20 protein-coding genes are annotated in these 23,624 nt (G+C 61.9%); 8 read left to right on the top strand and 12 right to left on the bottom strand.

Annotation, left to right across the window (positions count from 1 at the left end):
- Window positions 1–123 precede the first annotated feature (123 nt).
- Entirely contained in the window at window positions 124–1,320 is a 1,197-nt protein-coding gene (locus tag EO094_RS17275) for a M24 family metallopeptidase (RefSeq protein WP_128294105.1), read from the bottom strand.
- A gap of 133 nt (window positions 1,321–1,453) precedes the next feature.
- Entirely contained in the window at window positions 1,454–2,839 is a 1,386-nt protein-coding gene (locus EO094_RS17280; protein ID WP_128294106.1) for an aminotransferase, read from the bottom strand.
- A gap of 374 nt (window positions 2,840–3,213) precedes the next feature.
- Between EO094_RS17280 and doeB the strand changes: the two genes are divergently transcribed.
- The gene (gene doeB / locus EO094_RS17285; RefSeq protein ID WP_128294107.1) at window positions 3,214–4,224 is read left to right on the top strand and encodes a N(2)-acetyl-L-2,4-diaminobutanoate deacetylase DoeB; all 1,011 of its coding nucleotides are present in this window, start codon (window positions 3,214–3,216) and stop codon (window positions 4,222–4,224) included.
- Window positions 4,225–4,431: 207 nt separating this feature from the next.
- On the opposite strand, the gene EO094_RS17290 is transcribed toward doeB, so the two are convergent.
- From EO094_RS17290 to EO094_RS17300, 3 genes are read right to left on the bottom strand one after another with little or no spacing between them, the layout of a single operon-like run.
- Complete coding sequence (locus EO094_RS17290; RefSeq protein ID WP_128294108.1) at window positions 4,432–5,409, bottom strand: quinone oxidoreductase family protein; 978 nt, start codon at window positions 5,407–5,409, stop codon at window positions 4,432–4,434.
- Window positions 5,406–6,134, bottom strand: a complete 729-nt coding sequence (locus EO094_RS17295) for a TerC family protein (RefSeq protein WP_128294109.1) — start codon at window positions 6,132–6,134, stop codon at window positions 5,406–5,408. The genes EO094_RS17290 and EO094_RS17295 overlap by 4 nt, the downstream gene beginning before the upstream one ends.
- Window positions 6,135–6,152: 18 nt before the next feature.
- Window positions 6,153–6,890 (bottom strand): CDP-alcohol phosphatidyltransferase family protein, encoded by a 738-nt coding sequence (locus tag EO094_RS17300; protein ID WP_111328846.1) that lies wholly within the window; start codon window positions 6,888–6,890, stop codon window positions 6,153–6,155.
- 260 nt (window positions 6,891–7,150) lie between these two features.
- Here EO094_RS17300 and EO094_RS17305 point away from each other — a divergent pair, with 260 nt between their 5' ends.
- The gene (locus tag EO094_RS17305; protein ID WP_164879713.1) at window positions 7,151–8,323 is read left to right on the top strand and encodes an FAD-dependent monooxygenase; all 1,173 of its coding nucleotides are present in this window, start codon (window positions 7,151–7,153) and stop codon (window positions 8,321–8,323) included.
- Window positions 8,324–8,326: 3 nt separating this feature from the next.
- Here EO094_RS17305 and EO094_RS17310 read toward each other — a convergent pair whose 3' ends face one another.
- Window positions 8,327–9,292 carry an AEC family transporter gene (locus tag EO094_RS17310; RefSeq protein WP_128294111.1) on the bottom strand — a complete coding sequence of 322 codons (966 nt, stop codon included), beginning with the start codon at window positions 9,290–9,292 and terminating at the stop codon, window positions 8,327–8,329.
- Window positions 9,293–9,396: 104 nt separating this feature from the next.
- Between EO094_RS17310 and EO094_RS17315 the strand changes: the two genes are divergently transcribed.
- Both EO094_RS17315 and hspQ read left to right on the top strand, forming a co-directional pair.
- The gene (locus tag EO094_RS17315; protein ID WP_128294112.1) at window positions 9,397–10,350 is read left to right on the top strand and encodes an LpxL/LpxP family acyltransferase; all 954 of its coding nucleotides are present in this window, start codon (window positions 9,397–9,399) and stop codon (window positions 10,348–10,350) included.
- Between the two features lie 75 nt (window positions 10,351–10,425).
- Window positions 10,426–10,746 carry a heat shock protein HspQ gene (gene hspQ, locus EO094_RS17320; RefSeq protein ID WP_128294113.1) on the top strand — a complete coding sequence of 107 codons (321 nt, stop codon included), beginning with the start codon at window positions 10,426–10,428 and terminating at the stop codon, window positions 10,744–10,746.
- 24 nt (window positions 10,747–10,770) lie between these two features.
- Here hspQ and EO094_RS17325 read toward each other — a convergent pair whose 3' ends face one another.
- A complete protein-coding gene (locus EO094_RS17325; RefSeq protein ID WP_128294114.1) occupies window positions 10,771–12,081 on the bottom strand; it encodes an Nramp family divalent metal transporter in 1,311 nt (436 codons plus the stop codon).
- 186 nt (window positions 12,082–12,267) lie between these two features.
- Window positions 12,268–12,909, bottom strand: a complete 642-nt coding sequence (locus EO094_RS17330) for an invasion associated locus B family protein (RefSeq protein ID WP_092812194.1) — start codon at window positions 12,907–12,909, stop codon at window positions 12,268–12,270.
- A 194-nt stretch (window positions 12,910–13,103) separates the two neighbouring features.
- Here EO094_RS17330 and EO094_RS17335 point away from each other — a divergent pair, with 194 nt between their 5' ends.
- A complete protein-coding gene (locus EO094_RS17335; protein ID WP_128294115.1) occupies window positions 13,104–14,933 on the top strand; it encodes an extracellular solute-binding protein in 1,830 nt (609 codons plus the stop codon).
- Window positions 14,934–14,970: 37 nt separating this feature from the next.
- Window positions 14,971–15,654: a DsbA family oxidoreductase gene (locus EO094_RS17340; protein ID WP_128294116.1), complete on the top strand. Its 684-nt coding sequence runs from the start codon at window positions 14,971–14,973 to the stop codon at window positions 15,652–15,654.
- A 38-nt stretch (window positions 15,655–15,692) separates the two neighbouring features.
- On the opposite strand, the gene EO094_RS17345 is transcribed toward EO094_RS17340, so the two are convergent.
- Entirely contained in the window at window positions 15,693–16,334 is a 642-nt protein-coding gene (locus EO094_RS17345; protein WP_128294117.1) for a cation efflux transmembrane domain-containing protein, read from the bottom strand.
- 78 nt (window positions 16,335–16,412) lie between these two features.
- Here EO094_RS17345 and EO094_RS17350 point away from each other — a divergent pair, with 78 nt between their 5' ends.
- Window positions 16,413–16,814, top strand: coding sequence for a MerR family transcriptional regulator (locus tag EO094_RS17350; protein ID WP_128294336.1), 402 nt, complete (start codon window positions 16,413–16,415; stop codon window positions 16,812–16,814).
- On the opposite strand, the gene mfd is transcribed toward EO094_RS17350, so the two are convergent.
- Together mfd and EO094_RS17360 are read right to left on the bottom strand one after the other, a co-directional pair.
- Window positions 16,811–20,320 carry a transcription-repair coupling factor gene (gene mfd, locus EO094_RS17355; protein ID WP_128294118.1) on the bottom strand — a complete coding sequence of 1,170 codons (3,510 nt, stop codon included), beginning with the start codon at window positions 20,318–20,320 and terminating at the stop codon, window positions 16,811–16,813. The two genes, EO094_RS17350 and mfd, sit on opposite strands and share 4 nt — an antisense overlap.
- Window positions 20,298–20,594 (bottom strand): FAD assembly factor SdhE, encoded by a 297-nt coding sequence (locus EO094_RS17360; RefSeq protein ID WP_128294119.1) that lies wholly within the window; start codon window positions 20,592–20,594, stop codon window positions 20,298–20,300. The genes mfd and EO094_RS17360 overlap by 23 nt, the downstream gene beginning before the upstream one ends.
- A gap of 117 nt (window positions 20,595–20,711) precedes the next feature.
- Between EO094_RS17360 and recG the strand changes: the two genes are divergently transcribed.
- Window positions 20,712–22,805, top strand: coding sequence for an ATP-dependent DNA helicase RecG (gene recG / locus EO094_RS17365; RefSeq protein WP_128294120.1), 2,094 nt, complete (start codon window positions 20,712–20,714; stop codon window positions 22,803–22,805).
- 39 nt (window positions 22,806–22,844) lie between these two features.
- On the opposite strand, the gene EO094_RS17370 is transcribed toward recG, so the two are convergent.
- Window positions 22,845–23,582, bottom strand: a complete 738-nt coding sequence (locus EO094_RS17370; protein WP_128294121.1) for a DUF502 domain-containing protein — start codon at window positions 23,580–23,582, stop codon at window positions 22,845–22,847.
- Window positions 23,583–23,624: the final 42 nt, after the last annotated feature.

Raw genomic sequence — 23,624 nt, forward strand, 5'->3', positions numbered from 1 at the left:
GTCTCTATTTCGTCACTTTTCCAAGAAATGGCGCCAAAAGCAAGCCGCAGCGCACAGAACCGCCGCGACTTTGGGATAATTGCCATGCTCGACGAGCGCCATAAAGGGCGCCAAACCCTTGAACTACTTGACGACTAGCTCGCGCGAAAAACTGCAGAACTGCTCCACACCCGATTGGGTGATCCGGATGGGTTCGGAAATCTCGATACCCCAATCGTCGAGCCAGAGCCCCGGCATGAAGTGAATCGTCATATTGGGTTGAAGCACTGTTTCGTCCCCCGCCCGCAACGACAACGTCCGCTCGCCCCAGTCCGGCGGATAGTTCAGACCAAACGAGTAGCCACACCGGGATTCCTTGAAGATACCGTGGCGCGCAATGACGCCGCTCCACGCGGCATAAACATCATGCGCCGTTGCACCCGGCCGCGCGGCCTCAAGCGCCGCCTCGATGCCTTCGTCGACGATTTTTGCCGCATCGAGCATCTTCTGCGGCGGCGTTCCGAGATAGACGGTTCGGCTCATCGGGGCATGGTAGCGATGCCGGACGCCAGCGATTTCGACCGTCGTCCCGGTCTGGGCGAGAAACGGCTCGTCCCGCCAGGTGATGTGGGGGCAGGATGTGCCAACCCCGCTCGGCATCAACGGCATGATGGCGGGATAATCGCCGCCATATCCCCCCTCGCCCGGTATGCCACGGACCCCCGTCTCGAGAATGGCGGCCGCCACCTCGCTTTGCGGAACACCAACGTCGATCAGGTCGACGGCCCGCTGCATGATGCGCTCGGTGATGCGAGCCGCCTGCCGAATCAGCGTAGTTTCGGCGTCCGACTTCACGCAACGCAACCAGTTCACCAAAACACCGGCATCGGAGAAGACCGCATCGGGCAGCTCATCTGCGAGTACCGCCTGAGCCCGTGCCGTGAAATAATAGGAATCGGCCTCGACCCCGATCCTGCCCGAGCCGAGGCCCCTTTCGGCGATGGTGCTGGCCACCACCTGCATCGGATGCCGCGTCAGCGACTGCACATATTCGTCGGCATAGCCGATGACGTTTTCTTCCGGGAGAATCGTCGTCAGATGCGCGCCGTTCACGTCCTGGTTGCGACCCACCCACAAAGGCTGTTCGAGGGCCTGCGCGACAATGACAGCCTGATGCACATAAAACGACCAGCCATCATAGCCGGTCAGATAGTTCATGTTCGCCGGATCACAGACGATGAGAACATCCAGGCCGGCCGCGTCCATCGCACGTTTCGTGTTGACAAGCCTCTGGGCAAACTCGTCCTCGCTGAACGGAGTGTTGTTCTTGCCAAACTCCATACCGGCTCTCCCTCCGCGGCCCGAAATCTCCGCCGATGGCGGTCTTCGACCGCCGTGCAGTTTCCGGGCCAAGCCTCTGGCTTTATCCGTCCAGGCTGGGCGAATGCATCAACGCGGCCTCAAAAACGCGGCCTCAAAGGCTTTCGGAGATGCGTTCGATGACCCGTTTCGTTGCCGAGACAACCTGGTCGACCTCGTCACGGGTGATCACGAGCGGAGGCGAGAAGCCAAGACATTCGCTGTGCGGCATCGCCCGGGCGATCACGCCCTCTTCCAGGAGCGCGGCCGACATTTTCATGCCGACTTTCAAGGACGGGTCCGGCGCCGCCTTCGTATCCTTGTCTCCGACGAATTCGACCGCCGCCATCAGGCCAACACCACGGACCTCGCCGACAAGCCGGTGATCGCCGACCGCCTCCTGCAGGGATTTGAGAAGATAGCCGCCGGTGTCACGAGCATTTGCCGTGAGATCTTCGCGGTCGATGATATCGAGGTTGGCGTTCGCCGCGGCCGCACAGGTCGGATGCGCGGAATAGGTCCAGCCATGACCGATGACGCCGAGATCGTCGGTCCCCTTTTCGAGCCCCTGCCAGACTTTTTCGCCGACGATAACGCCCGACAAAGGCAGATAGGCTGACGTCACGCCTTTGGCGATGGTGATGAGATCCGGCTCGATGCCGTAGGTGTGCGAACCGAAATATTCGCCGGTGCGCCCAAATCCCGTGACGACCTCATCGGCAATCAGGAGAATGTCGTACTTTTTCAGGATCGCCTGAATTTCCTGCCAGTATCCCTCAGGCGGCGGAATGATCCCGCCGGTTCCCATAACGGGCTCACCGATGAAGGCCGCGACCGTCTCCGGTCCCTCGGCAAGGATCAGTTCCTCGAGCTCTGCAGCCATGCGTTTGGAAAAATCCGCCTCGCTTTCCCCTTCCCGGCCGTAGCGCCAGTAATGCGGGCACGACGTGTGCAGGATCGGCGAGCGTGGGAGATCGAATGCATTGTGGAAAAGCGCAAGACCCGTCAGGCTTCCCGTCATGATGCCCGAGCCGTGATAGCCGCGCTGCCTGGAGATGATCTTTTTCTTTTCCGGCCGCCCCATCACGTTGTTGTAGTACCAGACGAGCTTGATGTTGGTCTCGTTGGCATCCGATCCGGAGAGCCCCCAATAGATGCGCTGCATCCCGAGGCCGACCTTGTCGACGATCCGGCTCGACAGCCGGATCACCTGCTCGTTGGAATGGCCCGCATAGGCGTGGAAATAGGCAAGCTCCTTCGCCTGGGCGTAGATCGCGTCTGCGATCTCCTGCCGCCCGTATCCGACGTTCACACAATAAAGGCCCGCAAAGGCATCGAGGCTTTTGCGCCCGTCCCGATCGACGATGGTGCAGCCTTTGCCCCCGGTCACGATCCGCGACGGCGCCTCGCCACGCGCAAATTGCGCAAGATGCGTCGACGGGTGGAAGACATGCGCCCGGTCGAGTGTTTCCAGGTCATTGGCGGTGACGTGTTCGTCCATGACGGGGTCCTTTTGATTGGCGGGAAGAGACGATGCAGGGGCTGACTGGGCAAGGCTGGGCCGGCGGGATTAGCGCCCCCCCGGCAGAGAGAATGTCTGCCGACGGTCGACCATCGTCATGTCCCAGACGCGCGCGAGCCATTCCTTTTCCGCAACGGGCGGTCCGGCAGGCGGCGCGACGCCTAGCATGGACCAATTGAAGACGGACAAAGGAAGCCTAGGCGTTGAAACCATAAGGGGCAAGCGCGCGCCGACATGACTCAGTCAGCGTGGAGTTCCGGAAAGCAATTCGCCCAATAGATGCGTTGAAGCTTGCGAGGATCTCCGATCCTATGCTTTCGACCAGAAAGCATGGAAGCCCGAACGAGCCCGCGATGATTGACAGCCCCATCGTTCCGACCGTCGATTTTGAGCACGAAGGCATCCAGCACGGTTATCTGAGACTGCCATGGAGCCGCGACGACAGCGCATGGGGCAATCTCATGATCCCGATCACGGTCGTGAGCAACGGCCCCGGCCCGACCGCCCTCGTCACCGGCGGCAGCCACGGCGACGAATATGAGGGACCCGTCGCACTCGCCGATTTTGCCCGGAAGGTCACGCTCGATGACATCACAGGGCGCATCATCCTCGTTCCCTTCATGAACTACCCGGCGTTTCGTGCAGGAACCCGCCTTTCGCCCATCGACACGTTCAATCTCAACCGCACCTTCCCAGGACGCGCGGACGGCAGTGTGACGGAGAAGATCGCCGACTACATTCAGCGCGTTCTGCTGCCCATGGCGGATCTGGTGCTCGACTTCCATTCCGGCGGAAAGACACTCGATTTCCTGCCTTTTGCGGCCTGTCACGTGCTCGAAAACAAGGCGCAGGAGGCGCGTTGCCGGGAAGCCCGAGATGCGTTCTGCGCGCCCTATTCGATGACCATGCTGGAAATCGACGCCGTCGGCATGCTCGACACGGCCGCAGAATCCCTCGGCAAAGCCTTCGTCACGACGGAAATCGGCGGGGGTGGAACCTCCACTGCGCGGACATTGGCGATCGCCCGACGCGGCCTCGCAAACGTCCTCAAACATGCGGGCATTCTGGCAGGCCCGCTCGAGCACCAGCCATCCATATTTCTGGATATGCCCGGACCGGAATGTTTTTCCTTCAGCCAGTCCGAAGGCTTCATCGAGCCCGCGGTCGATCTTGGGGCGCAGGTCAGAAAGGGGGATCTCCTCCTCTCAGTGCACCCGATCGAGCGTTTGGGCGGAAGGCCTCAAGAGTATCGAGCAGGTCTCGACGGTATCCTCGCCGCGCGTCATTTTCCCGGGCTCGTCGGTCTTGGTGACTGTCTCGCGGTCGTCGCAACCACGGAGCCTGATAAGCCGGCCGAAGGGTAGCTTGAGCGGGCCCAGCTCCTGCCTATGATGCGGCGGATCGCCATAGGAGCCCGCAAGCCTTCGCCTGTTAAGGCCAAGGCCTTCTCACTCCAAATCCTGCCGGGCCATGAGCCCGGCTTCTTTGTTGAGGGGGACATAGCCACCGGAATGGTGCGGCTCACCGTGCGATCGTGACAGACGAACTTAGATCACGGCGCAGTCACGACCTCACGGAACAAGGACGGTCGCTCCCGTCGTCGCCCGGCTTTCAAGCGCACGATGGGCGTCTGCCACATCCTTCAACGCGAATTCCTGGTTGACTTCGATCTTCACGAAACCACTCGCCACGACGTGAAAGAGATCGTCTGCCATCGCCTGCAGGCTTTCGCGCTTGGCGATGTAGCTGAAAAGGGTGGGCCGGCAGGCGTAAAGCGACCCCTTCTGGGCCAGCAATGCGAGGTTGAAGTCCTTGATCGGCCCAGAAGATTGGCCGAAGGACACCCACATACCCCGTGGCTTCAGGCAATCGAGCGACCCGGGATAGGTGCTCTGGCCGACCGAATCATAGACGACGTCGCACAGCCGACCATCTGTGATGTCCCTGACGCGAGCGACGAAGTCCTCTTCGCGATAATTGACGGTGTGCGTGCAGCCGTGCGCTTTCGCGAGTTCCGCCTTATCGGGCGATCCGACGGTCCCGATGACGGTCGCTCCGAGATGTTTCGCCCATTGGCAGGCGATCAACCCGACCCCGCCGGCAGCCGCATGAAAGAGGACCGTCTGCCCGCGTTCGACCCGAAACGTCTGGCGCAGGAGATACTGGGCCGTCAGCCCCTTCAGCATCATCGCCGCGCCGGTCTTGAAGTCGATCTCGTCGGGAAGCCGCACCAGACTATCGGCAGAAATCAGTCGCTCGGCTGCATAGGCGCCAAGTCCGCCGACATAGGCGACCCGATCACCCGGCCGAAAACGCGAAACCCCAGCCCCGACGGAGACGACGGTTCCTGCCCCTTCGTTGCCGGGCGTGAGCGGCAAGCCGTTCGGCGCGTTGTAGAGGCCCGTGCGGTAGTAGGTATCGAGGTAGTTGAGCCCGATCGCCTCATGCCGGATCTTGACTTCGCCCTCCCCCGGCGCGCCGACCTCTTCGTCTTCGACCTGCAGCACCTCTGGCCCGCCATGCGCGTGAACTCGAACGACACTCGTCACTCTCCGCCTCCTGCAATCTTCTGTCGGCGGCGCCGCGCAAGGACGTTGAACACCTCGACCACCGCCGCAAATGCCATTGAAAAGTAGATATAGCCGCGCGGGATATGGAAACCCAAACCATCGGCGATGAGCGCCACGCCGATCAGAAGCAGAAAGGCGAGCGCCAACATTTTGGTGGTCGGATTGTGCTTGATGAACTCGGCGATCGGTCCCGACGCGGCATACATGACCGCAATCGCCACAATGACGGCGGCGATCATCACCTCGACATGTTCGGCCATCCCGATCGCCGTGATGATGGAATCGACGGAAAAAACCATATCGATGATCAGCACTTGGGCGATGATCCCGCCGAAGGACGCGGTCTTGGCCTCCGCAAGCGTCGCCGTCTCATGCTCGATCTCGGCATGGATCTCATGCGTCGCCTTGTAGATCAGGAAAAGCCCGCCACCGATCAAGATGAGATCGCGCCACGAGACGTCCTGCCCGAACGTGGTGAAGACCGGCGCCGTGAGCCCAATCAGCCACGACAGGACAAGCAGAAGCAGGATGCGGAAGACGAGCGCCAGAAGAAGCCCGATCTGGCGTGCTTTTTTTGCCTGCTCCTCGGGAAGCCGGCTGACGACGACCGAAATGAAGACGATGTTGTCGATGCCAAGCACGATCTCCATGACGCAGAGCGTCAGGAAACTCGCCCAGACCTGTGGATCCGACAGAAACTCCATGGCCTCAGCTGGCCAAGGCTAAAAGCGTGCCAGAAGCTGCTGCACGCCAGCAACACCGAGAAGATAGAAGCTCGTAACGAGCAGCAGCATCTCGACCGTCGAATTTTGATCGAAACCGGTCGCGATCAAAATGCCGGCACAGATCATCCAAAGCACCATCATCAACAGCGTGAGCCAGCGCCATTTGGTAACGCGCACGGGATGCACGAAATTGACCGGAAGAAACGTGCCGACAGCGAGGAGCACCGTCACCATGAAGGTCACGAAAGGATGCGGCTGCAAAGCGAAGAGGACGAAGACGGCGAGATTCCAGGCGGCCGGGAACCCTCTGAACGAATTGTCCGGCTCCTTCATCCGCGTGTCGGCGAAATAGAGCGCGCCGGTGATCGCCACGATCATCGCGGCGAGAATGCCGAAAAAGGTTCCCAGCCCGCAGCCGCTCGCCAGGATAATGGCCGGCACGAAGACATAGGTCGTGTAATCGATGACGAAATCGAGCGCGCTGCCATCCCAACGCGGCAGGCGGGAGCCCACCTGGTAGCGGCGCGCGATCGGCCCGTCGAGCGCATCGACGATGAGCGCGATCCCAAGCCACACGAATGCGGCGCGCCATTCGCCGCGCGCGGCCGCAAGCGTCGCGAGCAGCGCCAGCGCTGCCCCGCTCGCCGTCAATAGATGGATGGCGAAGAGCGACGCGGCGGCGCGTAAATGCTCCAGTTGCTGCCCGAGCTGCAAATCCCTAGACCCCGTCAACATAGTGGCTCCTCATGCCGCTTTTGGCGTCAAAACGCCAGCCCTCCGGCAAGGGCAAAAAGATCCACCGGCTGTCTGCCGGCGAGGCATTGGCCCGGTTGCGGCAAACGATGCAAGCTTTTTGCGTCACGGAGAGATTCTTTTCCTCGTTGTGGTCTTTGCTTGCGCTCTGGCAAGAGGCCATATGCCTGGAAACGCAACCCATAGGGCAATAAATGCTCGGCAGACAATCTGGTTCGAGTGAAGATATGGCAGGATTAAGAATGAAGCCACGCGACGATTTCGAAATCTGCATCGTCGGAGGCGGTGCCACCGGCTGGGCCGCAGCGCTCGCGGCGGCAGAAGCCGGGCGCACCACTGCCATCATCGCTCCACCTGCGAACTTCCCCATCGGACGCACCGCTGCGCTTTTTGCTGGCTCGATCGAGCTTCTGGAACAGTTCGGTGCCATGCCCGATCTCGTCTCGGCCGCCGCACCTTTGCAAGCGATGCGGCTCATCGACGACACCGGACGGCTAATTCGCGCACCCGAGGTGACGTTCTACGCCGGCGAGGTCGGCTTGAACGCTTTTGGCTACAACATCCCCAATCGCCGCCTCGTCGAAGCGCTGTCCGAACGCGCGCGCAACAGCCGCTACATCACAATTTTCGAGGATACCGCCAGCGAACTGAGCTTCCACAGCGACTGCGTCCACATCACCACCGGCCACGGTGCCTACCTGAAGAGTGACCTCGTGGTGGGCGCCGACGGCGCGCGCTCTCTCGTTCGAGCCAAAACCGGCATAGCGGTCAGACGTTGGCGCTATGCCCAATCGGCGTTGGTGACGACCTTGTCCGTCACTCATCCCCACCATTCTGTGTCGACGGAGTTCCACACAGATCGTGGCCCGTTCACCCTCGTACCGATGCAGGGCAACAATGTCAGCCTGGTCTGGGTCGAACGCCCGCGCGAAGCTGCGCTCCTCTGCGAGATCCCCGAAGAAGAATTCGCGCGGCGCGCAGAACGCTCCGCGCATTCGCTCCTGGGGGCCATGCAGGTCACCTCGCCGCGCGCAAGCTATCCTCTTTCGGCAGGTCTCGCCGACCGTTTCGCCTCGGGGCGCGCGCTTCTGATCGGCGAGGCCGCGCATATTTTTCCCCCGATCGGAGCTCAGGGCCTCAATCTCGGCCTGCGCGACGTCGAAGCCCTCAAAACGGTCCTGTCACTCAATCGCAACCGGCTCGACGAAGGCACGGCCACAGAATTTCATCGCCTTCGCCAGGCCGATGTTCGCAGCCGTACGCTTGCAGTCGATCTCCTGAACCGATCGCTGCTGACCGGGCTTCTGCCGGTCCAGGCGTTGCGCGCGGTCGCGCTCTCGGCAGCCGGCGGCTTTGCGCCCTTTCGACGGTTTCTGATGCAGCAGGGTCTGGCGAAGACGTTCCGGGGCCTCTGAGAGTTAGGATCCAAACGGATCGAGCGGCAAAAGGCCCGTGGTGACGAGATAAAGAACGAGGCTGACAGTGACCACGGACGCCGCGGTTCCGAGTAGGATCCCCGACGAGCCTTCCAGCACATAGGTGCGATACTGCGTCGCGATCACATAGATCGTGGCGGCAGGCGGCAGTGCCGCCATCAAGACCCCGGTCTGGATCCAGACCGGGTCGAACCCTCCGATCCAGGTGAGAAGAAGATAAGCGATCAGCGGGTGCACGAGGAGCTTGATCGCGATCAGAAACGGCAGTTCGCCCGGCACCCGCCGCAGCGGTCGCAGGCCAACCGTGACGCCGAGAGCAAAAAGCGCGCAGGGCGCGGCAGACCCCCCAAGAAGCGACAGGAACCGCTCGAGCGGCGCAGGAAGGCCAACACCGATGAAAGCGGCGAGAACACCCGCGAGCGTCGCTAGGATAAAAGGATGCAGGAGCACTTTGCGGGGAATCGACTTCAAGATTGAGCCGATCGGCTGATGACTTGCCCCGCTCATCGCCATCATGAGGGGCGCCAGCGTGAAGACGAGGGTCACGTCGAAGCTGAAGATCAGCGCCGCCGGTGCGGCCGCCTGCGGCCCAAGCGCGACGATCGCCAGCGGCGCACCCATATAGCCGACATTGCCGTAGCCCCCGACGAGCCCCTGAACGGTCGCCTCCGGAATGCGACCGTCGTTCTTGAGCACCGCAAACGCGAAGGCGAAAGCAAACGCGGTATAGGTCGCAAAAGTGGTCGCGAAAATGAAGCTGCCGTTCGTCAGCTCTTCGATCGGCGTCTTCGAGAGCACCTCGAAGAAGAGCGCCGGAAGCGCGAAATAGATCACGTAGAGGTTCAGCCAAGCGAGCGCCTTCTCATCCTCGTGCCAGATGCGGCCGGCGACGAAACCGAGAAGGATCAGACCAAAGAATGGCAGGGCAAGGCCCACGATATCACTCATCCTGAACCGGCGCTTTCCTTCTTCATGGCTTCCGGGCGACGGGTCGGCTCGTGTTGCATCCACGAGCGAGCTTCGCTAAGCGGTCCGCCGACCCTGCGGGCTAGATGGTTGGACCCATCTCGTCAATTGACGCAGGCTTCCGCGGGCAAGCCATGACCTCCGGCCGATCATTGTCAACGACACGCCGTGCACGCTACTTCGCCGAGTACGCTCTCATGCGTCTCGTCGCGGTACTCCTGCGATCATTACCAATCGATGTTGCGTCGAACATAATGGGCCGCGCCTGGAGTTTGGTCGGACCTCGAACGCATCGGCATCCAAGGGTGATGCAAAATCTCGCCATCGCCTTTCCCGAAAAGAGCGAATCGGAGCGCCAGGAGATCGCCCGCCAGCAATGGGACAATTTGGGGCGGACCTTCGCCGAGAGCTTTCTCATCGACCTCATCTTGGCGAGCGACCGCGTGACGATCGACATCGACCCGAAGCTGCGTCAAAGTTTCGTTGACCGCGGTGCAGGCCTGCTGGTCGTCGGCCTCCATTCGGCCAATTGGGAGATCGCGTCGATCGCCATCCCGAAAGAGCTCAACGGGATCGGCCTCTATCAAAGGCTCAAAAACCCCTACTCGGACGCCTACGTCACGAGCTTGCGGTCAAACGTGTTTCCGGGTGGTCTCATCGCGAAAGCCAAGTCCACACCGAAGCGCGTGATGGCCCATGTCCGTGCCGGCGGTGCCGTCGCGCTGCTCGGCGATCAGCGTGAAGCGAAAGGCATCAAGGTCGTGGTCTTCGGCAAGGAGACGACCGCCAATCCCTTTCCTGCGATGGTGGCACGTCGTTTGCATAATCCTGTGGTTGCTGGCCGCGTCCTTCGAGGCAAAGGTGCACGCTTCATCGTTCAGGCGAAGGTGCTCGAATGCCCCCAAACTGGAAACCAGATGGAGGACGTGGCCGTATTTACTCAGACGATCCAGACACAATTCGAAGCCTGGATCCGAGAGAGGCCGGGAGAGTGGATGTGGGTTCACGACCGCTGGAAATCAGCCCGAGCGCGCAGTTGAGGAGCCCGCAGCCGCGCCTTGACTTTCCCTCACGATGCCCGATCTTCGAGCTGTTAGGTTGAACTTATGGACAACATGCGATCAGCCAAATTCAATATCGGTGACGTCGTCAAACATCGCGTCCTGCCATTCCGCGGCGTGATTTTCGACGTCGATCCTGTCTTCGACAACACGGACGAATGGTACGATGCCATCCCGGCCGAGATCCGGCCGTCGAAGGACCAACCATTCTATCATTTGCTGGCGGAGAACGCGGAGACCGAATACGTGGCCTACGTCTCCGAACAGAACCTCGTCCCGGATGATTCGGGCGAACCCGTCCGTCATCCGCAGGTGACCGAGCTGTTCGCCTCGTTTGAGAACGGCCAATACCAAATGCGCGAGGCCATCAACTAGGACTTCGCGGTCTCGGTCTCCCAGTTAGAGAGGCGGCAGACCGGGTATGTCGATGCCGAATATGTCGAGCAAAAGCACCATATTGAGCGCCAGAACGACGACCGTTCCCGTCACGGCGATGACGCTGATCAAGCGCCGCGCAACGAACTGCCCCATGATCTCGCGGCTGGCGCTGAAGTAGACGAGTGCGATCATCGGCACAGGCAGTGCGATCGACAGAATCACCTGGCTGATGACGAGCGCCTTTGTGGCGTTGATGCCGAGCGCGACGACTACGAAGGCCGGCAGCATGGTGACGAGCCGCCGGACCCATATCGGAATACTGAAGCCGACGAATCCCTGCATGATCATCTGTCCGGCCATCGTTCCGACGACGGAGCTCGATACGCCGGACGCGATCAGGGAAATCAGGAACACTTCGGCCGCCGCCACGCCGAGAAGCGGCGTCAGCGTGTGATAGGCCGTCTCGATCTCCGCGACCTCGCTGTGACCCGCGTGAAAAGCGCTCGAGGCCATGATCACCATGGCCATGTTCACGAGCCCCGCCACCGCCAGGGCCAGAACCACTTCGCGGTTGGAGAATCGAACGAGCTTGCGTCGATCTTGATCGTTGCTTGCCGGTGCGCGGTTCTGTGTCAGCCCCGAATGCAGATAGACGGCATGCGGCATGACGGTCGCGCCGATGATGCCGACGGAAATCAGCAGCGCCTCGCCGTCCGGCATCTCCGGCACAAAGACATGCAGACCGGCCGCCGCCCAATCCACGGGTGCGATAAACATCTCGATCAGGTAACAAAGCCCGATAAGGCCGACGAGTGCGCCGATGATGAGCTCCATCGGCCGGAAACCGCCCCGCTCGAACAGCAGGATCGCGAGCGTTACGACGGCGGTAATCCCCATGCCGACAAGGAGCGGCATGTCGAAGAGGAGCGCGAGCCCGATCGCTCCGCCGAGGAACTCGGCAAGGTCGGTCGCCATCGCGGCAATCTCGCTCACCACCCACATCACGAGAACGACTGGCAGCGGGAACCTGTCTCGGCAGAGCTCCGCGAGATTGCGCCCGGTGACGATGCCGAGCCGCGCAGACAGGGCCTGAAACAACATGGCGATCAGGTTCGCCATCAAGACGACCCACAGGAGCGTATAGCCGTACTTCGCGCCCGCCTGGATGTTCGTGGCGAAATTGCCCGGGTCCATATAGGCGATCGAGGCGATCACTGCCGGCCCGGCAAAGACCATTCCGGAGAAAGGCCCGCGGCGCCTGCCCGCGAGGGTCTCGCGGATGGCCGTGGTGGTGCGGTCGGATAAAGAAGAAGAGCGAGGGGACGCGGTCACGCGGGGGCTTCTTTTGCTGTATGGCGAGAAATGTAGCCCCGGCTAAATCGTTGTCAACTGCTGGCCACCAAACGCATTTCGATCTTTTGAAGCAAGCGACGTCCTCCAGAAAGACAGAAGACCCCGCCGAAACAAAAAAGGCCCCGGCAATGCCGGGGCCATGAAACGTTTTATGGAGAGCCGGCCTTACTGGCCGGAGCTCTGCTGCTGCTTCTCGATGAGCTGCTTGCGGGCCTGCTCGGCCTTGCGCTTCAACTCGTCCTGCAGCTTCTGCTGCTCGGCTTGCAGCTCTTTCGGGTCGATCGCTTCGCCCTCATACGAGGCCGTGAAGCCAGACAGGCTCACGTCGAAATTGATCGGCTTGGCCTGCTGGTTGAGCGTGGTGATGACGAGCTTGCTGCCGCGCTTCATGGAAGCGAGGAAATCATCATTCACTTCCGCTTCGGCGAAGCAGAGATTCGGGAAGCAGATCGAGTACTGCACCTTGGTGGGCTTGCCGCCGTCGATCTGAACCTGCAGCCCCGGCCGCAAAAGCATTCCCGGCGGCACGGCCGAAACCAGGAACTTCTTGCCTTCGGTCTCGCGCAACGAGACCGCTGCAAGCAGCTGCCCCGTGGCGGCGCGACGTTCGCGTGTGACCACGCAGACCTGCTTTTTGTTCTGCGGGTTTTCGCTGCACAGCTTGACCCATTCCGGCTGCTGCTGCTGATCCTGGTTCGGCTGCTGGTCCTGCGCCCAGGCGGGCGAGACTGCAAGAACCAGGAGCAAGGGCGCCGCGACCTGCGCAATGGAACGCGACCGCCGCATCGCGGCCTGAAGAAATTGCATGGATGATCCTCGCACTGACTCGGCGCGCGTGGCGCCCTTTCATTCTGTCCGGGTTGGAAGACCTCAGAATGCGGCGACACCATGTCGGAGCCCCGCGGCCAACTCCATAGTCCGCAATTGCACGCTATGCCAGATTGGCGCAAGGTCCGATTCTCGCCCTTAAACGATAGACGATAACTGGAGAGCCATCCCAAATGGTGCCTTGCCCTCGCCTCACGAGCGCGCTCGCGGCGCTGCTCTTGGGGTTTGTCGCGTCGATCCTCCCAGCCAGCGCTCAAGAACCCCAGCACGCGATTGCCATGCATGGCGATCCGGAGCTGCCGGCGGACTTCGATCACCTCCCCTATGCCAATCCGGAGGCTCCGCAGGGAGGGCGCATCGCCTACGCGATGGTGGGCAGTTTCGACAGCCTCAATCCCTTCATCCTCAAGGGAACGGCGCCGCGGGCTCTGTGGGACGACGAATGGGGCAACAATCTCTGGGAAAGCCTGATGGTACGAAACCGTGACGAGCCGTTTTCGCTCTATGGGCTGCTCGCTGAGAGCGTCACCGTCCCCGACGACCGCTCATGGATCTCGTTTTCCATACGTCCGGAAGCGAAATGGGCCGACGGTGAGCCGGTCACGGCGGAGGACGTCGTCTATTCTTTCAACCTCCTGAAAGACCATGGGCGCCCGAAAGGCTGGTATGCCAGGGTGGCCGACGTTACGGCCGAGGGCGAACGCACGGTGCGCTTCACCTTCGATGACGGCGCCAGCCGCGAATTGCCGCTTCTCGTCGCGCTGCAGCCGATCTTTCCCAAACACGCCGTGTCGGAAGACGAGTTTTCGAGAAGCAGTCTCACGCCGCTTATGGGCTCCGGCCCCTACGAGGTCGCCGAAACCCGCCCTGGCACCTCTATCATCCTGAAAAAGCGGAATGATTATTGGGGCAAGGATCTGCCGGTGAAGCGCGGCTTCGACAATTTCGACGAGATTCGGTTGGAGTATTTCCGCGACACCAACACCTATTTTGAAGCCTTCAAGAAGGGCCTCTTCGACTATCATCGGGAAAAAGATCCGAGCCGCTGGCAGACCGGCTATCGCTTCCCGGCTGTGGAACAGGGCCTGGTCAAACTCGAAAAGTTCGATACGGGCATCCCCAAGGGGATGAACGGCTTCTTCATGAACACCCGGAAGCTGGTTTTCGCCGACAAGCGCGTGCGTCAGGCGCTCGGCTATTTTCTCGACTTCAAATGGCTCAACGAAAACCTCTTCCTCGGCGCCTACGACCGCACCGCCAGCTATTTCGAGGGCTCTGAACTCTCGGCAATCGGTCGCCCCGCCTCCGAAGAAGAAAAGAAGCTCCTCGCGCCCTACCCCGATGCGGTTCTCCCATCTGTGATGGACGGCAGCTATCGTCCGCCCGAAGGCGACGGCAGCGGCCGCGACCGCGACAATTTCCGCAAGGGCCTCGCCTTGCTGAAAGAGGCCGGCTGGGTCCGCCAGGGCGGCAAGATCGTCAACGAGAAGACGGGTGAGCCCTTCGCCTTCGAAATTCTGGTGATGACGCGCGAGGACGAGCGGCTGGCTCTCGCGTACCAGAACGCGCTGGCGCTCGTCGGCATCAGCGCAAATGTCCGGCAGGTCGATGCGAGCCAGTATTGGGAGCGGCTGAAATCGTTCGACTTCGATATGATCAGGTACAATCTGGCCTTCGCTTCTCTCTCTCCCGGGAGTGAGCAATCCTTCCGCTGGTCGTCCGCGGCCGCAGAAAGCCCGGGAAGCTTCAATTTCTCCGGCGCCTCCGATCCCGCCATCGACGCGATGATCCAAAGCCTTTTGTCCGTCAGAGACCGGGAGACCTTCGTCGCCGCGGTCCGCGCGCTCGATCGGGTCCTCATTTCCGGCTTTTACGTCGTGCCACTCTTTCATGCCCCCGCCGAGTGGGTCGCCTATTGGAACAGGCTTTCCCATCCCTCGCACGGGTCGCTTTATGGACCGGAGCCGACCACCTGGTGGTCGGCCGAGGCCTCGCAGCATTGACGCTGGCCAGGCGCCGGCCCCGCGCTAAGTTCCCCGTATGAGCGATGAACTCCCAGCGACCGACCGCCTTTCCGTAGATGTCATCTCAGACGTCATGTGCCCGTGGTGCTTCATCGGGAAAAGGCGCCTGGAAAAGGCCGCGAGCCAGAGCCAGATTCCCCTCGACATCCGCTGGCGTCCCTATCAGCTCGACCCGACCTTGCCGCCGGAAGGCAAGGACCGCAGCCTCTATCTTGCGGAAAAATTCGGCTCGGCTGAAAGAGCGCGCTCTCTCTACGTCGACGTGCGCGCCGCCGGAGCGCAGGAAGCGATTCCCTTCGATTTTGATGCAATCGAGGTCTCACCCAACACGCTCGACGCTCACCGCCTCATCCGCTGGTCGGCAAGCGCCGGCGTGCAGGACGTGATCGTCGAGGCGCTGTTCAATGCCTATTTCATCGAGGGCCGGCGTCTCAACGAGCCGGAGACGCTGACGGAGATCGCCGCCAAAGCTGGGATGGATCCCGACGTCATTGCTGAGCTCCTGGCCAGTGGTGCCGACCGCGATCTGGTCGAGGAGGAAATCGCCCTCGCCCGTCAGATGGGCGTGAGCGGCGTGCCGACCTTTGTCGTCGGCAACCGCTATGTCGTCGTTGGCGCACAGGCGCCTGAGGTCCTCGTCGAGGCTTTCAACGCGGCTTTGGCGGCGTCACACAACGCCAACGACAACGGACCGGCCTAAGAGGGCCAGCTTACGGCTCACTCAGCTCCAGCTATCTTCTAGGCGGGCTTCTGCTCGCGGGCTTCGTCCTGAAGTTCGAGAAGCGCGTGGCGCACGATCATCGTCGCAGCCTGGAGCGCGAGCGAAGCCATGATGGCTGCGACGATGAGATCCGGCCAGGCCGTCTGCGTTCCGAAGACACCGGCAGCAGCAACGAGCACGACGAGATTGCCGATCGCGTCATTGCGCGAACAAAGCCAGACGGAGCGCATATTGGCATCGCCCCCGCGATAGGCCCACAGAAGCGCGGCTACACCGAGATTGGCGATGAGCGCGAGGAGCCCGACCCAGGACATCGTCAGGGGATCCGGCGGCACCGCATTGAAGGCGCGCCAGATGGTTGCAGCCACGATCCAGAGACCAAAAAGGCCCATTGTGGCGCCTTTCAAAAGCGCGGCCTTGGCTCGCACGGCCGGTGCCGAAGCGACAACCATCAGACTGACGGCATAATTTCCCGCGTCACCAAGGAAATCGAGCGAATCGGCCTGCAGCGACAGCGACCCGGCGGCAAATCCCGCTCCTGCCTCCACGACGAACATCCCGGCGTTCACAACAAGCGCGATCCAGAGAAGTCGGGCAAAACGTCCGTCATCACCACGGATCGCACTCCCACAGCATTCGTCCTCGCAGCAACCGCTCATCTCGGCCTCACATCCGATCCAACGAGCTGCTAGGTTGCACCCCACTATAGGGTCAAGAGTGTGACCGAGCCGTCGCTTCTGCGAATTGGCGATCTTGCTGCCGCAACAGGCACGAAGATCGTCACCATCCGCTATTACGAGAAAATCGGGCTTCTGCCCGCTCCGCCACGCACGGGCGGGAATTATCGCGCCTATTCAAATATGCATCAGGAGCGGCTGAGCTTTATCAGGCGCTCCCGCGCTCTCGGCTTCACCCTCGACGAGATCCGGGAACTCCTCGAGCTATCAGCAGATACCGAGCGCGACTGCGCCGCCGTCGACCGGCTGGTCACCTCGCACCTTGTCGAGGTGGAGGACAAAATCGCAGACCTTCAGCGCCTCGCGAGCGAGCTCCGAAGGATGAAGGAGAGCTGCCGGGGCGGCACGATCGACGACTGCCGCATCATCGAAGCGCTCTCTTCGCAATCAGCCATGCCTTAAGCGGCTTTCTGCGCCCCTTCCTCGGCAATCTTGGCAAGACGCGTCAGTAGGGACGCCGTGCCTTTCAGGCGGTCTTCAGGCCGCGGCCAATCGCGGGACAGAACGATACGCTGGTCGGGGCGGATTTTCGCCATCGAGCCCTGCTCGCCGATATAGCGCACGAGGCCACCGGGATTTGCGAACTCGTTGTTGCGGAAGGCGATCACCACGCCCTTCGGCCCGGCATCGACCTTTTCCACATTGGCTCTGCGGCAGAGCGACTTCACGTAGACGACCTTCAAGAGATGGTCGACCTCGTCCGGCAACGGTCCGAAACGATCGATCATCTCCGCCCCAAAAGCGTCGATGTCGCCAGCGTCTTCGAGGTCTGCAAGACGTCGATAAAGGCTCATGCGAAGCGTCAGGTCTGGGACGTAAGCCTCTGGAATCATGACGGCCATGCCGATCGTGATTTGCGGAGACCACTTGCCCTCGGCAAGCTCCTCGTCGCCGGCCTTGAGACTTGCCACCGCCTCTTCGAGCATTTGCTGGTAAAGCTCGAAACCGACCTCCTTGATATGGCCGGACTGCTCTTCGCCGAGAAGATTACCGGCACCGCGGATATCGAGATCGTGGCTGGCGAGCTGGAAGCCAGCGCCGAGCGAATCGAGGGACTGCAGGACCTTGAGGCGCCGCTCGGCTGTCGTCGTCATCGTCTTCTTCGCCGGCACGGTGAAGTAGGCGTAGGCGCGGTTCTTGGACCGGCCGATGCGTCCGCGCAGCTGATAGAGCTGAGCGAGACCGAACATGTCGGCGCGATGGATGATGAGCGTGTTCGCGGTCGGAATGTCGAGGCCCGATTCCACGATCGTCGTCGACAGCAGAACGTCGTACTGGCCGTCGTAGAAGGCGTTCATCACCTGATCGAGCTCGCTTGCCGCCATTTGGCCATGCGCGACGGCAACCCGCGCCTCCGGCAGATTTTGCTCCAAAAACTCCTTCACTTCGGCGAGATCGGAAATCCGCGGCACGACATAGAAGGATTGCCCGCCGCGAAGTCTCTCCCGCAAGAGCGCCTCGCGAACGATCAGCGGATCGAAGGGCGAGATGAAGGTGCGCACCGCCAAACGGTCGACAGGCGGCGTCGCGATGATGGAGAGATCGCGCACGCCGGTGAGCGCGAGCTGCAGGGTGCGCGGGATCGGCGTCGCCGTCAGCGTCAGGACGTGCACCGCCGAGCGCAACTCCTTCAGGCGTTCCTTGTGCTTGACGCCGAAATGCTGCTCCTCGTCGACGATGACGAGGCCGAGATCGCGGAAATTGACAGATTTCGCGAGAAGCGCGTGCGTGCCGACGACGATATCGATGGTGCCGTCTGCGAGTCCCGCCTTGACCCGCGCTTTCTCCGCCGTGCCGACAAGTCTGGAAAGCCCGCCAATCTGCAGCGGCAATCCGCGAAAACGCTCGACGAAGGTTTTGTAGTGCTGGCGGGCGAGCAAGGTCGTCGGCACGACCACGGCCACCTGCTTGCCGCTGATCGCCGCGACGAACGCCGCCCTGAGCGCCACTTCGGTCTTGCCGAAACCGACATCGCCGCAGACCAGCCGGTCCATCGGCATGCCCGAGCCGAGATCGCCAATCGCGGCCTCGATCGCGGCATCCTGGTCATCCGTTTCCTCATAGGGAAAACGGGCCGCGAATTCACCGTAGAGGCCCTCCGGTGCGACGAGCTTCTCGCCGTGACGGAGAAGCCGCGCCGCTGCCGTCTTAATGAGAGCATCGGCGATTTCACGGATGCGCTTCTTGAGACGCGCCTTGCGGTTCTGCCAGGCGACGCCGCCGAGCTTGTCGAGCGCGGTCTCTGAACCTTCCGCGCCATAACGCGTCAGAAGATCGATATTTTCGACCGGCAGGAAAAGTTTGTCGCCACCCGCATAGACGAGCTGGAGGCAGTCGTGCGGCGCACCCGCGGCCTCGATCGTGACGAGACCGTCGAAACGCCCGATGCCGTGATCGACATGGACGACGAGATCACCTTCCGAGAGGCTCGCAGCCTCGGTCAGAGCATCGGCTGCGCGTTTGCGCTTGCGTGCCGGGCGCACGAGGCGGTCGCCGAGCACATCCTGATCGCCAATGAAGACGCTGTCGGGCGTCTCGAAACCGGTTTCGAGCGGCATCACGGCCATGCCGGTGATGCCTTTGGCAAGCGCCTCCGTCTCAGCCCAGGTTTCGACCGGCTGCAGACGCTCCATGCCGTGGTCGCTCAGGACCTGAATGAGACGGTCTCGCGCGCCCACGCTCCAGGTCGCAAGCACGATACGTTTGCCGGCCTTGCGGCGATCGGCGACATGCGCGACGAGCGCATCGAAGACATTGACGTCACCGGCTGCCCGTTCGGCGGCAAAGGTGCGGCCCGCCCTGCCCTCGACATCGTAGACGGAGCCCGCATCGCCCGGTGATGCGAAAGGCGTCAGCCGGGCGGACGCATGATCGTCCACTTTGGCCTGCCATTCCTCGGGCGTCAGATAGAGGCTATCGGGAGCCGCTGGCTTATAGGGCGCCGCGCCGGCGAGCTTCTGATCGGCGTTTTCCTTGCGCGCTTCGTAATGGTCGCCGATCTGCTCCCAGCGATCCTTGAGCGTATCTGCTGCCAGATGATCGACCGCCACCAGCGTGTCGCCGGCGTAATCGAGAACCGTCTCCAGCCGTTCATGGAAGAAGGCGAGCCAGTGCTCCATGCCCGCAAAGCGTCGCCCGGCGCTCACCGCCTCGTAAAGCGGATCGTCGCTCGTCACGGCGCCGAAGGCTTCGCGATAGTTCTGGCGAAAACGCGCGACGACCTCGTCATCGAGGATGATTTCGCTCGCAGGCAGGAGGTCGAGCCGCGAGACCTGTCCGGTCGTGCGTTGGTTCTCCGGATCGAAGGGACGGATCGTCTCCAGCGTGTCGCCGAAGAAGTCGCAGCGGATTGCCCCCGTATCCCCTGGAGCGAAAAGGTCGACGATACCGCCACGCACGGCATATTCGCCAACGGCCCGAACCGTCGGTACACGTTCAAAACCATCGGCCGCCAGACGCGCGACCAACCCTTCCATGGGCGTCACGTCACCAGCGCCGGCACTCCACACATGCCGCGCCACCCACTCATGCGGCGGCACCCGTTGAATGATCGCATTGGCCGTCGTCAGAAGGATAAGCGGCGCCTGCGGACCTGCATCGACGAGCGCCTTCAGTGTCGCCATCCGGCGCGCCACGACGTCGGCGTTGGGCGAGACACGATCGTACGGCAGGCAGTCCCAGGCCGGAAATGTCAGTCGCCGGATATCTGGCGCAAAGAAACGCAGGCTCTCTTTCGCCATCTCCAGATGACGCGCGTCCCGCGCAACGAACGTGACCGGCAGGCGGCGCAAACGCACGAGATCGGCAAGGACGCGCCCCTCCAACCCGTCCGGGACACCGGACAGGGTGAGATGGCGGTTTTCCGCCAGAAGATCGCTCAGCCGATCAGCGCTGGAGGATTTCGACATCCGAATTTCGTTCTCTTTTGTGGAAGGCAATCAATCCTGAAATCATCGCGCTCTGATGCTCGGCCGGCACCTCTTCGCGCCCGACGATCCAGCTGTAGAGAGCGAGATCCGGCAGTTCGAGAAGCCGCTCGAATTCCGCAAGTTGCTGCTCGTCGGCAGATGGCAAAACACTGTCGCCGAAGCGCCCGACGAGAAGGTCCAGCTCGCGCGTACCGCGGCGCCAGGCACGAAAATGGGCGCGTCGGCGCCGCTCTTCAAATTTTTCGTCTGCCATATCGGGTGTCACATTCCTTATGGGCGGGAGCTCATGCCCCACCAAGATTTATCCACTCAGACCAAGCGGGCAAGAGATGCATCTTGCCGCCGCGCGCAGCGCAAGGCAGGAAGAGGTATGCGCCCCGCCCTTCTCGATCCGCTTTTTGCAGAGGCCGCCTCGCTGCCTGGGGTGGGACCGAAAGTGGAGAAGCTCCTCGCACGGGTGACCGGTGTGGCCGAGGGGCCACCTCTTGTGCGCGACCTGCTCTTCCATCTGCCGGTTTCAGCGATAGCGCGACAGCAGATCGCTAGCCTGGACGAGCTTCCACAGCAAGGCCATGTCGTCGTAACCGGCAAAGTGGAGCATCATGAAGCGCCACGCCGGCATTCGCGCGCGCCTTATCGCGTCATTCTCGATGACGGCCGCGGCACCGTGGAGCTCATCTTTTTCAACATTCGCAGCCAGTGGATCGAAAAAATCCTGCCTCTCGGCGCGACCCGCACGGTTTCGGGACGCCTCGACTGGTTCGATTATCGCGCCCAGATCGTGCATCCGGAGGTGATGGAGCCAGGCGCGGCCGACAAGATCCAGATGGTCGAGCCGATCTACCCGCTGACGGAGGGTCTGTCCTCCCGGGTCCTCGGCAAAATCATACGGGCGGCGCTCGAAAGGGCGCCGACATTGCCGGAATGGATTACGTCAGACCTGATGGCGCGAGAGAAATGGCCCTCGCTCACCGAGGCTCTCGCGACGATGCACCGGCCGCAGGAGGCCGCAGCCCTCCTGCCCGAAGCGCCTGCCTGGCGGCGCCTCGCCTTCGACGAATTGCTGGCAAGCCAGCTCGCTCTCGGGCTGGTGCGCCGAAACGCTCGCAAGACTGCCGGCAAAGCGCGCCAATTCTCTGGCGAACGCACCGCAAAGCTGCACGAGCTCTTGCCTTTTGCGCTCACGCAAGCCCAGCAGGATGCCGTCGCCCACATCCGCAAGGATCTGCGTTCACCAGAGCGGATGCTGCGTCTCCTCCAAGGCGACGTCGGTTCCGGCAAGACGCTGGTCGCACTCACCGCGATGCTCGATGTCAGCGAAGATGGCGGACAAGCCGCCTTGATGGCACCGACCGAGATCCTGGCACGGCAGCATTTTGCGACGATCGCACCGCTTGCCGAATCGATCGGGCTGACGACGGCCCTTTTCACCGGCAAGGACATCGCCGGCCGCGGCGAGAAGCTTGCAGCGCTCGCAGCCGGTGACATCGATATCGCAATCGGCACACACGCCCTCTTTCAGGAGAGCGTGGCTTTCAAAGATCTCGGTCTCGTCATCGTCGACGAGCAGCATCGCTTCGGCGTCCACCAGCGCATGCTCTTATCGGCCAAAGGGAGCGCGCCGGACCTGCTCGTCATGACGGCAACCCCGATCCCGCGCACGCTCGTCCTCACCTATTTCGGCGACATGGAGATTTCCGAGCTGCGTGAAAAGCCGGCAGGACGGCGTCCCATAGACACGCGTGTCGCCTCCTCCGAACGGCTCTTAGAAGTGAAAGAGCGAATCCGTTCCGCCGTCGACAAAGGGGAAAAGGTCTATTGGGTCTGCCCGCTCGTCGAAGAATCGGAATCGCTCGATGTGGCGGCGGCGGAAGAGCGCTTTCGCGACCTCGAAAAGATGTTCGGATCGCGGGCCCTGCTCCTCCACGGACGGATGAAGGGTGCCGAAAAGGCCGCAGCGATGCAACATTTCCGGGAGCCGGGCGGCGCCGTTCTCGTGGCGACCACCGTGATCGAGGTCGGCGTCGATGTCCCGGATGCCTCCATCATCGTCATCGAACATGCCGAACGTTTCGGCCTCGCCCAGCTACATCAGCTGCGCGGCCGGGTTGGACGCGGCGACAAGCCCTCGAGTTGCCTGCTGCTCTACAAGCCGCCCTTGAGCGAGACGGCCCGCGAACGGCTCAAGGTGATGCGGGAAACGAATGACGGCTTCGTCATCGCCGAAGCGGATCTGAAGCTTCGCGGCGAAGGCGATCTTCTCGGCACGCGGCAGTCCGGCATGCCCGGTTTCCGGCTCGCCCGGCCGGAATTCCATGGTGATCTCCTGGCGCTCGCGAGAGACGAGGCAAAGCTCATCCTCGCCCGTGAAGAAAAGGGCGGATATGTGGGGCGCGAGGCCGTTCGATGTCTTCTCTATCTTTTCGGGAGAGACGAAGCGATCCGGCTTATGCGTTCGGGGTGAGCGCATAAGCGCAGGAAACGTGCGGGAATGCCCTCTCGTCTATTCCGCCGCCTCTCTCTCATCATCTGCCGCTTCCTTGGCCTCGCGGGCGAGAGCCTTGGTCTTGCGATGATATTCCGGGGCGACAAGGCCTGCAGAAATGACGAGCTTGGCCCCCTCCTCGACGGTCATATCGAGCAGAATGACATCCTGGCGCGGCACAATGAGCAGAAAGCCTGAGGTCGGATTTGGCGTCGTCGGCAGAAAGACGGCCATCGTATCCGTATCGCTTTCCTGGAGACGCTCGGCGATCTCCCCCTTCGTGTCGGTCGCGATGAAGACCAGCGCCCACAGCCCGCGCCGCGGATATTCGATCAGCCCGACCTGCTGAAACGAGCGGCTCGATTGTGAAAGGGCGGTCTCGAAGATCTGCTTCAGCGCCCGGTAAAGGTTCCGCACGAGCGGCATACGATCGAGGAGGAGCTCCCCGTACGCGACAATCGTGCGCCCGACCAGGTTGGCCGTCAGGAAGCCCAGCATCGTCAGAAGGAAGATGGCGACGATGAGCCCGAAACCCGGAACCGAGAAGGGCAGATAATTGTCGGGATTGTAAGCGTGGGGGATGAGCGGCTTCACCCATCCGTCCACCCAGGCCACGAAAGCCCAGGTGAGATAAAACGTGATGCCGATCGGCGCGGCAACGACGATACCGGTCAGGAAATAGTTGCGAAGCCTGAGCCCCGCTTTCGAGTGCCGCCGCTGCGGCTTTGCCCCCCGCTCTGCGTCCTCGGTTTCCATCCACAAAACCCCACTGGCGAAGGTGCCAGGTCACCCATCATA

Origin of the sequence: Afifella aestuarii (assembly GCF_004023665.1) — a bacterium.
Lineage (GTDB): Bacteria > Pseudomonadota > Alphaproteobacteria > Rhizobiales > Afifellaceae > Afifella > Afifella aestuarii.